This window comes from Ruegeria sp. C11, from assembly GCF_056537725.1.
Map to the genome: position 1 here is coordinate 15,859 of NZ_JBQFSB010000018.1, position 11,911 is coordinate 27,769.

Annotated in this window: 10 protein-coding genes; 7 read left to right on the forward strand and 3 right to left on the reverse strand. The window is 58.5% G+C overall.

What is annotated here, in order from left to right; all coding sequences use genetic code 11:
- Nucleotides 1–3: 3 nt before the first annotated feature.
- Nucleotides 4–1,161, reverse strand: coding sequence for an acetylornithine deacetylase (gene argE, locus ACR0NA_RS21270; RefSeq protein ID WP_480732512.1), 1,158 nt, complete (start codon nucleotides 1,159–1,161; stop codon nucleotides 4–6).
- Between the two features lie 3 nt (nucleotides 1,162–1,164).
- The gene (locus ACR0NA_RS21275; RefSeq protein ID WP_480732514.1) at nucleotides 1,165–2,349 is read right to left on the reverse strand and encodes a M24 family metallopeptidase; all 1,185 of its coding nucleotides are present in this window, start codon (nucleotides 2,347–2,349) and stop codon (nucleotides 1,165–1,167) included.
- 705 nt (nucleotides 2,350–3,054) lie between these two features.
- Here ACR0NA_RS21275 and ACR0NA_RS21280 point away from each other — a divergent pair.
- Nucleotides 3,055–5,268, forward strand: a complete 2,214-nt coding sequence (locus ACR0NA_RS21280) for an NADP-dependent isocitrate dehydrogenase (protein ID WP_480732516.1) — start codon at nucleotides 3,055–3,057, stop codon at nucleotides 5,266–5,268.
- A gap of 64 nt (nucleotides 5,269–5,332) precedes the next feature.
- Here ACR0NA_RS21280 and ACR0NA_RS21285 read toward each other — a convergent pair whose 3' ends face one another.
- Entirely contained in the window at nucleotides 5,333–6,280 is a 948-nt protein-coding gene (locus ACR0NA_RS21285) for a LysR family transcriptional regulator (protein WP_480732518.1), read from the reverse strand.
- Between the two features lie 157 nt (nucleotides 6,281–6,437).
- Between ACR0NA_RS21285 and ACR0NA_RS21290 the strand changes: the two genes are divergently transcribed.
- The 6 genes from ACR0NA_RS21290 (at nucleotide 6,438) to ACR0NA_RS21315 (ending at nucleotide 11,783) form a co-directional block, all read left to right on the forward strand.
- A complete protein-coding gene (locus ACR0NA_RS21290) occupies nucleotides 6,438–7,454 on the forward strand; it encodes a TRAP transporter substrate-binding protein (protein WP_480732521.1) in 1,017 nt (338 codons plus the stop codon).
- 67 nt (nucleotides 7,455–7,521) lie between these two features.
- A complete protein-coding gene (locus ACR0NA_RS21295) occupies nucleotides 7,522–8,058 on the forward strand; it encodes a TRAP transporter small permease (RefSeq protein WP_480732523.1) in 537 nt (178 codons plus the stop codon).
- A 17-nt stretch (nucleotides 8,059–8,075) separates the two neighbouring features.
- The gene (locus tag ACR0NA_RS21300; RefSeq protein WP_170657513.1) at nucleotides 8,076–9,416 is read left to right on the forward strand and encodes a TRAP transporter large permease; all 1,341 of its coding nucleotides are present in this window, start codon (nucleotides 8,076–8,078) and stop codon (nucleotides 9,414–9,416) included.
- A gap of 18 nt (nucleotides 9,417–9,434) precedes the next feature.
- The gene (locus ACR0NA_RS21305; protein WP_170657515.1) at nucleotides 9,435–9,929 is read left to right on the forward strand and encodes a universal stress protein; all 495 of its coding nucleotides are present in this window, start codon (nucleotides 9,435–9,437) and stop codon (nucleotides 9,927–9,929) included.
- 26 nt (nucleotides 9,930–9,955) lie between these two features.
- Complete coding sequence (locus ACR0NA_RS21310; RefSeq protein WP_480453196.1) at nucleotides 9,956–10,342, forward strand: nuclear transport factor 2 family protein; 387 nt, start codon at nucleotides 9,956–9,958, stop codon at nucleotides 10,340–10,342.
- A 37-nt stretch (nucleotides 10,343–10,379) separates the two neighbouring features.
- A complete protein-coding gene (locus ACR0NA_RS21315) occupies nucleotides 10,380–11,783 on the forward strand; it encodes an NAD(P)/FAD-dependent oxidoreductase (protein WP_480732528.1) in 1,404 nt (467 codons plus the stop codon).
- Nucleotides 11,784–11,911: the final 128 nt, after the last annotated feature.

Here is an 11,911-nt window from a genome sequence, read left to right on the forward strand (position 1 = left end):
AGGCTACACCAGTTTTGCGGATAACCGCCCAAGCATGTCGAGACACAGTGCCATCTGATCGGCCGAAACGTATTCGTCCGGTTTATGCGCCTGCTCAATCGAGCCGGGACCGCAGACCACCACACTCATGCCGAGACCCTGAAAAATTCCTGCCTCGGTGCCAAAGGGCACAACATCCGCACCATTGGCCCCGGTCAGTTCCATCACCAGATCGCGGGCCTCGTTGTCGTCCATCGGCTCCAGCCCATCGACCTCACCGATCACTTCGGTCTCGATGTCGGCATCTGGATGGACGGCCTGCATCGCGGGGATAAGTGTATGGGCACAGAACCGGTGCAACTCGTCCTTGACGTAAGCCGCATCAGCTTGCTGCACCGGCCGCATTTCCCATTCCACCCGCGCTTTGCCGGGGATCACGTTGTGGGCCACGCCACCCACCAACGCACCGGTGTTGATCGTCGTCCAGGGTGGTTCGAACCGGCTGTTGTCTGGGGCACGGCCCTGCAGCCCGGCCTTCAGTTCCAGCAGTTTCGAAACATAGCGCACCGCGTATTCCACCGCGTTCACGCCGCGGTCGGGACCCGAGCCATGCCCCTCGAGCCCGGTGAAATGAGTGGTGTATTCATAACAGCCCTTGTGGCCTTCGATGATCCGCATCGACGTGGGTTCGCCAATGATCGCCACGGCAGGCTTTATGCCTTTCTCGCGCAGAGTATCGGCCAGCGCCCGGGCGCCGAAACAGCCGACTTCCTCGTCATAGGTAAAGGCGAAATGCACCGGACGCTGCAGATCGAGCTGTGCGTAACGCGGCGCCATGGCGACCGCGGCGGCGATGAATCCTTTCATGTCGCAGGTGCCGCGCCCAAACCAATGACCGTCACGCTCCTCCATCACGAACGGGTCGGACGACCAGTCCTGATCAGCCACCGGCACCACGTCGGAATGACCCGACAGCACGATGCCACCGTCGCGTTGCGGACCCAGCGTGGCGAATAGGTTGGCCTTTGTTCCGGTCTCATCATGCCAGATCTCGACCTCGGCCCCGCAGTCGGCCAGCCGATCCGCGAGGTGTTTGATCATGTCCAGATTGCTGTCCGAGGACACCGTGGGAAAGCTGATCAGCTCCCCCAAGAGTGTCTTGGTATCTTCAAGGTTGCCCAAGGCTTAGTCTTTCACAAAGAGCTTACGCTCGACATTGCACAGGGCTTCGGCTGGGCCGCTTTCGGTGATCACGATGGTTTCGGTGGTCTCCAGCCCCCAATCGTCCAGCCACAGACCGGGCATGAAGTGGAAGGTCATGCCGGGTTGCAGGACGGTCTCGTCGGTCGGGCGGATCGACACGGTGCGCTCGCCCCAGTCGGGCGGATAGGAAAGGCCGATCGGATAGCCGCAGCGCCCGCCGCGGTCGATGCCAACCTTGGCCAGTTCCGCATTCAGCGCATTGGCAATGTCACAGGCGCGATTACCGGCGCGTGCCGCCTGCAGCCCAGCCTCAAGCCCGGCTGTCAAGGCTTCGGATGCGTCGAGCATGTTTTGCGGCGGTTTGCCTAGAAACACGGACCGGCAGAGCGGCGCGTGATACCGGCGATAGCAGCCCGACAGTTCAAAAAAGGTGATCTCGCCCGACTTCATCTCATTGCCGTTCCAGGTCAGATGCGGTGCGGTGGCGTCAATGCCTGACGGGGTCAGCGGCACGATTGCCGGATAATCACCCCAGTCACCATCCACACCGGTTATGCCCGCGTGAAAGATGTCAGCGACCAACTCGTTCTTCAGAACGCCCGGTTTCGCCCTTTCCAGCCCGACACGGACGATTTTCTCCGAGATTTTTGCGGCCTTGCGGATGAATGCCATCTCTTCGTCCGACTTCACCCCGCGCTGCCAGTTCACCAGCGCCGTGGCATCCACCAGCGTGGCATTGGGCAATTCGGCGTCAAGCACCGCATGGGCCTTGGCGGAGTAATAGTAATTCTCCATCTCGACGCCGACGCGGGCATTCTCAAAACCCATCGCCTTAAGGTGGCCTGCAAGATCCTCCATCGGATGGCAGGTGGTGGACTGGATGTAATGATCGGCGTAACCCAGCACCTTTTCGTCTTCCATCCAGACGGTCCTACGCGCGCCGTTGGCATCCTGAACACGCCCCCACCACAGCGGATCGCCGTCCATGCCCAGAATCACGCCCTGATGCACATAAAAGGACCAGCCGTCATAACCGGTCAGCCAGGCCTGGTTCGACGGATCGGTGACAAACAGAACGTCAATCCCGGCCGCATCCATGGCCTTGCGGGTCTTGGCAATCCGGCGGTCGTATTCGGTCTGACTGAAAGGGGCATGTTCTATCGGCATGAGGTTTCGTCACCCTTTCTGATGCGCTTCTGCCGCAACTCTGTGTTTGTGCATGGCGGTTCGTCAATCAAAAACCATACCGGGTGATTTTCTTTGGCAATGACGGGGTCCCTATGGTGCGCATCGCATCGTTGCCGCCTTACCACGGCCCGTGGTTCGAAATCCCGTTCGCGACGCTCCAAGCGCCCGCATTCCTTGTGGTCAGACAAATGGACGACTGCCTGAGGGTGAGTTGTTTTCAAACCGGGATACCGAATGCGCATACGTCTTGCTGCTTTGATCATTGCCGTTGCTGCTGCCCTCTTGTCCTACAGCACATCTCGCCTGGCGCCCGCCCAGCCATCCCTGACGGACATATGCGTCGGTGGCTCGTGGGCCGAGTCTGCGGACTAGGTGGAGTTGGCCGTTGACAGATATATTGAACGGCTGGGAAACAAGTATCCCAACAGGCATCTCTAATAGTGCAGCAGGCAGGACGGCACCATCAACAGCCCAAAAATGCTGCAAATGCGAAAAATTGCGCGAACTGGGTCAAAATGCGCGCCTCCCTGCGATTGATCCCGTGGCGATCCTGATTTATGTGAGCCCTGTCAAAACAGAGTCACCCCCGGAGCGGTTGCATATCCACGCTCCGCCCGCGCCACGTCTTTCGTGGCATCACTCTCGGATCGCACGCCCCTAAAGGCTTAAAAAAGGTAAGGGAATATGGCAGATAAATCGAACTTCGACGTATTGTATACCATTGTAGACGAAGCGCCTGAACTGGCCAGCGCCTCGTTCCTGCCCATCATTCGCAAGTTCGCCTCGGCCGCTGGCGTCAGCGTCGGCACCAAGGATATCTCGCTGGCCGGTCGCATCCTTTCAACCTTTCCGGAAAACCTGACCGACGATCAGCGCATCACCGACGATCTGGCCGCACTGGGCGAGTTGGTGAAAACGCCCGATGCCAACGTGATCAAGCTGCCCAACATCTCGGCTTCGGTGCCGCAGCTGGTGGCTGCGATCGAAGAGCTGCAATCGCAGGGCTATGACATCCCGAACTATCCGGAAGAGCCATCGACCGACGAGGAAAAGGCAATCCGCGCGCGTTATGACGCCATCAAGGGTTCGGCCGTGAACCCGGTTCTGCGCGAAGGCAATAGCGACCGTCGTGCTGCGCGGGCGGTCAAGAACTATGCCCAGAAGAACCCGCATTCGATGGGTGAATGGGTGTCGGACAGCAAAACCAAAGTGTCGTCCATGTCAGGCAACGACTTCTATGCCAACGAAAAATCGGTAACCATCACTGCTGCGCAGGCGGGTGACGCAAAGATTGAATTCGTGGGTAAGGATGGCAGCGTAACCGTCCTGAAAGATGGCTGGCCGCTGGCAGAGGGTACCGTCGCCGACGCGACCTTCATGTCGGTCAAGGCTCTGTCCTCGTTCCTGGCGGACGCCATTGAAGACACCAAAAAAGACGGCACCATGTTCTCGTTGCACATGAAGGCCACGATGATGAAGGTCAGTGACCCGATCATCTTTGGTTATGCCGTCAAGGCGTGGCTGGCCCCTGTGTTCGAGCAATTCGGTGCCGAACTGGATGCGCTGGGTGTGAACCCGAACTCCGGCCTTGGCGATCTGCTGGACCGCGTGAAGGGCAATGCCGACATCATGGCCGCAATCGACGCCATCAAGGCGGACCGTCCGTCCATGTACATGGTCGACAGCGACAAGGGCATCACCAACCTGCACGTGCCATCGGACGTGATCATCGACGCCTCGATGCCCGCCGTGATCCGCGCAGGCGGCAAGGGCTGGGACGAAACCGGCGCCAAGGGCGACACCAACTGTGTCATCCCCGACCGCTGCTATGCTTCGGTCTATGACGAATCCATCAACTTCTTCAAAGCCAACGGCGCGCTGAACCCAGCCACCGCCGGTGCCGTGGCCAATGTCGGCCTGATGGCGCAAAAGGCCGAGGAATACGGCTCGCACCCGACCACGTTCCAGGCCCCGGCTGATGGCACCATCCGTATCGTTCTGGCCAATGGTGAGACGCTGCATGAGCACGCGGTTGAACAAGGCGACATCTGGCGCGCCTGCACGGTCAAGAAAGCCCCCATCGAGAACTGGATTCAGCTGGCGATGGATCGTCAGCGCCTGACCGGGTCCGAGGCGATCTTCTGGCTGGACGCAAACCGTGCCCATGATGCCGAGTTGATCAAGTACGTGAAACCCGCGCTTGAAGCTGCTGGTGTTGCGGACAAATTCCTGATCATGGCCCCGCGTGAGGCGACCCGCCAGTCACTGGAAACCATCACCGCAGGTAAGGACAGTATCGCCATCACCGGCAACGTGCTGCGCGACTACCTGACCGACCTGTTCCCGATCCTCGAACTGGGCACCTCGGCCAAGATGCTGTCCATCGTCAAGTTGATGAATGGCGGCGGTCTGTTCGAAACCGGTGCCGGTGGTTCGGCCCCGAAACACGTACAGCAGCTGGTTGAGGAAAGCCACCTGCGCTGGGATTCGATGGGTGAGTTCTGCGCCTTGGGTGAATCGTTGAACTTCCTGGCCGACAGCAAAGGCAACGCCAAGGCGGGTGTTCTGGGTGCCGCGGCCGAGGCTGCAACACAGGGTATTCTGGACAACAACCGGTCCCCTAGCCGCAAGGTGGGTCAGCCTGACAACCGTGACAGCCACTACTGGTTCGCCCGCTACTGGGCCGAGGCACTGGCGGCACAGACGGATGATGCCGAACTGGCGGCATTCTTTGCCCCGATCGCTGCGGAACTGGCCAAAAAAGAAGGCGACATTCTGGGTGAACTGGCAGCTGCACAGGGTAAGCCCGCTGATCTGGGCGGATATTATCACACCGACCCTGCCAAGACTGCCGCGGTCATGCGCCCAAGCGCCACGCTGAACGCGATTATCGGCTGATATTCTCTGAACTTTCGGTACTGGCCCCCGCCCACACGGGGGCCTTTGCTGTTTCCGGAAACCGTCAGATGACTGTTTCTGCCGCCTGTGCGTTGCTCATGTGTTGGCGACTCAGATGATCCAGAAACAGCTTGGAAACCCGCGTCGGCGCCGGGTGCTTTCTGGCGATGGCCGCAAAATTCGAGCGATAGTGAAACATCTCGGGCAGAACGGCCTGCATCTGGTTTTTGTCCACAAACTCTTTTGCAAGATGATCGGGTAAAAACCCCATATACCGGCCCGACATGATCAGAATTGCCAGTGCCTGTTCGTTCTGAACCTTGGCCGCGCGCCGAAAGCCCAGCCGCTGGCCGACCATCTGATTGGGAGAGCTGACGCTGATACCCGCATAGCCAAAGGATTGCACGTCCGACATGCTCAGCCCCGGTCCCTGCGCCCCGTACAGCGGATGCCCATGCCCGCAATACAGATACATGTTCTCTCCGTATAGCGGCACATAGTTCAGGCTGGGCGAGGGCCGGTGCAGCGCGACGATGCCCAGATCAAGCCGTCCGCTGATGACCATCGTCTCGATCACGTTGGGCGGCTCCAGCGATAGTTCAATCTCGACGGCGGGGGCGGATTTGTTGAATTCGGCAATGGTCCGCGACAGATGGGCCTCGGGGTTTGACGCACACTGATCGAACAGGGCCACCCGGATTGTTCCCGCCAGTTGTTCCTTGATCTCGTTCACCTCGGTCCTGAACTGCGATACCGAAATCAGCAGGTCCTCGGCGGCGCGCAATACCTTCTGGCCGTCCTCGGTCAGGGAAAACCCGCCGGGACCGCGGTTGCACAGTTTCAGGTTCAGTCGAAGCTCCAGATCCGAGATGTGTTTCGAGATCGTCGATTTGCCGATGTTCAGGTCGATTTCTGCCGCCGACAGACCGCCGCTTTCGACCACTGTCTTGAATATCCGCAGCAGGCGGATGTCGGTGTCGCTGATCCGTGTGGCAAGTGATTTCCGGGACATCTCTCAAGTTCGATATTTGTGAAACCTTTCGCGCAAAGATTAGCAACGAAGAAACGGTTTGCGCAAGATACGTTCGCGCCGCCGAGGCAGAATCGGACTGGCCAACTCTCCCCTGGCCGGCGCGCTCCTCGAAAACCTGACAAATGGGAGGACATCCATGTCATTCATCAACAAGCTTGGCACCTTCACCGCTGCTGTATCCGTGGCGGCCCTGATGGTAGCGGGCGCAGCCGACGCGAAGAACTTCAAGATCGCGGTTGGCGACAGTGCGGGCAGCCCGCAGGAAGCTACCGGCAAGTTCTTTGTCGAAGCTCTGGAAGAAAAATCAGGTGGTGAACACACCGGCACCCTGTTCCTGAACGGTCAGCTGGGTTCCGAACAGGACACCGTGAACGAAGCTGCCATCGGCACGCTGGACATGTCGCTGCTGGCGATCAACAACGTCACACCGTTCTCGCCGTCGGTGGGTGTGTTCACCCTGCCTTACGTGATCCTCAGCCTGGAAGACGCCGAAACCCTTACGCAGGGCCCGATCGGTCAGGAACTGACGGAAAACACCATCCGTGACGCAGGTGTCCGCATCATCGCGTGGACCTATACCGGCTTCCGCCGTCTGACCAACTCCAAGAAACCGGTCACTTCGGTTGCCGACCTGCAGGATCTGGTCATCCGCGTTCCCAAGAACGAGATCATGATCGAAACCTACAAGGCATGGGGCATCAGCCCGACCCCGATGGCCTGGTCGGAAACCTTCACCGGTCTGCAGACCAAAGTCGTCGACGGTCAGGACAACCCGTACATGACCATCAACGCGATGAAGTTCTACGAGGTTCAGGATCACGTCACCAACCTGCGTTACATCTTCTCGATCGAACCGCTGATCATTTCGGAATCCGTGTTCCAGGGCCTCAGCGAAGAAGAGCAGCAGATGATCCTCGAAGCCGGACAGGAAGCAACCCTGAAATCGGCTCAGTTCCTGCGCGACTCCGAGGCCGCGATCAAGGAAGAGCTGGTCGCCAAGGGCATGGAAATCGTCGATCCCGAGAATGACGAAGCCGAGTTCATCCAGCTCGCGACCGAAGCTGTATGGCCGCAGTTCTACGACTCCATCGGTGGCGTCGAAAAGATGAACGCCGTTCTGGCCGCCATCGGCCGCGACCCGGTCCAGCAATAATCGCCGCAGAGCGATATGAGGAAGAGCGCCACGGCGCTCTTCCCGTCTCAGGGAGGAGGGAAACCATATGTTCTGGAAGTTTCTGGACAATATAGAAAGCGTCATATGCCGGATATTGTTAACCGGCTTTGTCATCCTGCTGTTCGTGCAGATCGTGGCGCGCGAAATCTTCGGCTTTTCGATCAGCTGGATCGAAGAGCTCTCGGTCTACATGTTCGTCTGGTTCGTCTATTTCGGCGCCAGCTATGCGGCCCTAAAAGGCGCGCATAACCGCGTGACATTCCAGTTCAAGTTCCTGCCTGACGGTTCGATCAAGTACATCGAAGCGTTTGCCGATCTCTTCTGGCTCTTCTTCAATGTCTACTTCCTCTATCTGGCGACCGATTTCGTCTTCAACAAGATGAACAAGTTCTGGAAATCCCAGACTTTGGGCATCGAGATGAAATACATCTACATGGTGCTGCCCATCGCCTTTGCGCTGATGACCTTCCGCATCATTCAGGTGAACTACCGCCGCTTGATCAAAGGCGAAGACATCCACGATCCCGATCAGATCGACCTCGACGAAATCAAAGCCGCCACCGAAGCGGCAAAGCACGACTGAGGCAGGGAGGAAAAATCATGGAATCCGAAATCGTCACAATCCTGTTTGGATCATTCTTGTTTCTGCTGCTGATCGGCGCACCGATCACAGTTGCACTGGGCGTCGCATCGCTGGTCTCGTTCCTGTATCTGGGCGACAACCCGATCAAGTTCGTGCAGATCGCCTTTACCTCGGTTGGGTCCTTCCCGCTGATGGCGCTGCCTGCCTTTATCCTTGCCGGGGCCCTTATGGAGGCCGCCGGTATCTCAAAACGCCTGATCAATGTTGCCGAAAGTCTGGCCGGTCCGTTCACCGGCGGGATCTCGGCGGCGACCGTCATGGCCTGTCTTTTCTTTGGTGCCATCTCGGGCTCGGGCCCGGCAACAACCGCGGCGGTGGGGATGCTGATGATCCCCGCGATGATCGACCGCGGGTATGAGCGCGGCTATGCCTCGGCGATCACGGCCTCCTCGGGCGGCCTCGGGATTATCATTCCTCCCTCCATCCCGATGGTGATCTTCGGCATTGCCGCGCTCGGTATGGCGCCTCCGCCGGAAGCGGTCGAGAAATTCGGCACCTTCCAGTCGGTCTCGATCTCGAAACTGTTCATCGCTGGCTTTGTCCCGGCTTTCCTGATCGCCACCAGCCTGTTGATCCTGAACTATTTCATGTCAAAAAAGCGTGGCTACAAAGGCGTGGCTGAAGGCTGGTCGTTCCGCAACGTGATGTGCGAAATGTATCGTGGGTTCTGGTCGCTGATGGCGCCGCTGGTGATCCTTGGCGGTATCTATACCGGCTTTTTCACCCCGACCGAGGCCGCCATCGTCGCGATTTTCTACACGCTGGTCGTAGGTGTCGTGATCTATCGCGAACTGACATGGGCGTCGTTCTTCCAGTCGCTCGAGGCAACCACATGGCTGACCGGTCGCGTGCTGCTGATCCTGTTCACGGCAACCGTGTTTGGCCGTTTGCTGGTGGAAAACCAGATTCCGGCGATCATTGCGGACTCGATGCTCAGCTTTACCGACAACCTCTATGTGATCTGGGCTCTGATCATCTTCTTCCTGCTGTTTGTCGGCATGTTCATGGAGACGCTGGCCACCATCTTGATCCTGGTTCCGGTGATGCTGCCCGTTGCCTATTCGGTGGGCATCGACCCGATCCACTTTGGTGTGGTGATGGTTTGTACCCTTGGCATCGGTTTCCAGACGCCGCCGCTGGGTGAGAACCTGTTCATCGCCTCGGGTATCTCGAACATCACGATTGAACAGATCTCGTTGCGGGCGCTGCCGTTTGCGGCTGCTAACACCATCGCGATCTTCATCATCGCCTTCTTCCCCGAACTGTCGCTGTGGCTGCCACGGCTGCTGGGCTACTGACCCGGAAAGGATGACGACATGAAACAACTGGTCACCAACATCCTGTTTGCCACGGACCTGTCGGCCAACTCGACCCACGCCCTGCGCCATGCTGCCAGCATAGCGCAGGCGACCGGAGCGCAAATTCACGTCCTGCACGTGAACGAGCCGCTATCGGATGACGCCAAGATCACGATGGAGATGTTCATCCTGAACGAAGACACCCGAAAGACCGCGATGAAGCGCCGTCATGAAATGGTGCGTCAGGTTCTGGCCGAACGGCAGGCCAATTTCTGGGCGAACTTCACCGGCGATGACGCCAAGATCCGCGAACAGGTGACCTCGATCGAGGTCACCGACGGCCACCCGGCAGAAGTGATCTTGCGTCGGTCGGTCGAGCTGGAGTGCGACCTGATCGTGCTGGGCGCGCATGATCACGGATTCTCGCACACCTTTCTGGGCACCGTCGCCAAGCGCGTTCTGCGGCGCTCCAAAATCCCGACACTGATCGTACCGAACACGTACGAAACGTAACAACCCCTCTGAAAAGGAAGTACAAAATGAACAAAACCCTGACCGCGCAGGACTTGGCCGACACGTTCGACGCGTTCAACCGTCACGACATCGACGGTGTGATGACCCACTTTGCCGATGACTGTGTGTTCTACACCGTCGCCGGTGACGAGAAATATGGCAACAAGGTTGAAGGTTCTGAGGCCATCGCCGCCGCGTTCTCGGGTGTCTGGGCCGGTATGAAAGACGCCCATTGGGATCACCACAGCCACTTCGTTCACGGCGACCGTGCTGTATCGGAATGGACCTTCTCGGGTACCGATGCCAACGGCATGCGGATCGAGGCCGAAGGCGCCGATCTGTTCACCGTTCGTGACGGAAAAATTGTCGTAAAACAGGCGCTTCGTAAGACGCGCCCGATGTTCAAAGCCTGATCCGCCGCCCTGCGCGCAGCCCCGGAGAAAAACAAGAATGGTGGACAACAGCATCCCGCGTCACTGGCCAAAAACCAGCTATGACCCGAAATACGATCCCATTATCGACGCCGGTCCGGGTCATAACCGCGACCATGCCCCGACCTATTGGATTGGTACTGCGGGCACCCCGCCCGAAGATGACGGACCCGTTTCCGGCGATATGGACGCGGATGTCGTTGTCATCGGTTCGGGCTATACCGGCCTTTCGACCGCTATTCATCTTGCCAAGGAACACGGCATCCAAGCCGTTGTTCTTGAAGCAAATACTGTGGCCTGGGGCTGCTCGACCCGCAATGGTGGGCAGGCACAAATTTCGTCCGGGCGGCTGAAACGGTCGCAATGGATTCAGCGCTGGGGCGTTGAAACGGCCAAGGGAATGCATCGCGAAGTTTCCGAAGCGTTCGAGCTGTTCAATGATCTTATCGCCAGTGACGACATCGACTGCGACCCTCAGCCGGGCGGGCACTACTACATCGCGCATCGTGCCAAGGTCCTGCCGGGCCTTGAAAAGGAAAGCGCGCTGCTGAACGACACGTTCGGTTACGCCTCCCGCATCCTCGGGCGCGAGGAACTGCATGCCGAACACGTACGCGACATGGAAGCCCACGGCGCCATGTGGGAACCCGACGGCACCTGCATCCACGCAGGCAAGTTGGCGTTCGGCTATGTGAACATGGCCCGTCGTCTGGGCGTCAAAATCCACACCGGTAGCCCGGTGATGGGTTGGGAAACCAAAAATGGTGTGCACCACTTGCGTACGCCGGGCGGTATCGTCAAGGCAAAGACAGTTGCGATGGCGACCGCTGGGTACACGCCGCCGGGTCTTAACACCAAGACAAAACACCGGCTGATGCCGATCCTGTCCAACTCTCTGGTGACGCGGCCACTGACCCAGTCCGAATTACAAGAATGCGGCATTCAGACGAAATCGCCGCTAACCGATACCCGGACGTTGCGGCACTATTATCGCCTGCTTCCCGATAACCGGATGCAGATCGGCAGCCGTTCAGCCGTAACCGGTCGCGACGCGGAAAACGGCAAGCATCTGGAGCTTCTCAAGAAGGGTCTGGCGCGCAAGTTTCCGGCTCTGGAAGATATCAATCTGGATTACTCGTGGTGGGGCTGGGTTGACGTCAGCCACGACATGATGCCACGTATTTTCCAGCCCAATCCTGACGAGCGTATCTTTTACGCGATGGGATATGGCGGTAATGGTGTCATGTATTCGGCGCAGGCCGGGCGCCGTATGGCGCAGCAAATTGCCGGCGTGAAGGATGAGGTGTTCAACCTGCCGATTTTTGCATCGCCGCTCCCCAGCCATGGCGTGCTGACGCCCTTCCGCCGATTGGGTCAACGCTTTGCTTATATCTGGTACTACCTCAAGGATGAAGTGGCCTGATCCGCCACACCGACACTCACTTAAAAGGAAAAAACTCATGAAGATGACGACGGAAGAGGCCTTTGTTAAGGTACTGCAGATGCATGGTATTGAGCATGCGTTTGGGATTATTGGCTCGGCGATGATGC

Coding starts and splice junctions, on each gene's coding strand:
- ACR0NA_RS21275 (WP_480732514.1), bottom strand. CDS start 2,349: ATGCCGATAGAACATGCCCCTTTCAGTCAGACCGAATACGACCGCCGG.
- ACR0NA_RS21280 (WP_480732516.1), top strand. CDS start 3,055: ATGGCAGATAAATCGAACTTCGACGTATTGTATACCATTGTAGACGAA.
- ACR0NA_RS21285 (WP_480732518.1), bottom strand. CDS start 6,280: ATGTCCCGGAAATCACTTGCCACACGGATCAGCGACACCGACATCCGC.
- ACR0NA_RS21290 (WP_480732521.1), top strand. CDS start 6,438: ATGTCATTCATCAACAAGCTTGGCACCTTCACCGCTGCTGTATCCGTG.
- ACR0NA_RS21295 (WP_480732523.1), top strand. CDS start 7,522: ATGTTCTGGAAGTTTCTGGACAATATAGAAAGCGTCATATGCCGGATA.
- ACR0NA_RS21300 (WP_170657513.1), top strand. CDS start 8,076: ATGGAATCCGAAATCGTCACAATCCTGTTTGGATCATTCTTGTTTCTG.
- ACR0NA_RS21305 (WP_170657515.1), top strand. CDS start 9,435: ATGAAACAACTGGTCACCAACATCCTGTTTGCCACGGACCTGTCGGCC.
- ACR0NA_RS21310 (WP_480453196.1), top strand. CDS start 9,956: ATGAACAAAACCCTGACCGCGCAGGACTTGGCCGACACGTTCGACGCG.
- ACR0NA_RS21315 (WP_480732528.1), top strand. CDS start 10,380: ATGGTGGACAACAGCATCCCGCGTCACTGGCCAAAAACCAGCTATGAC.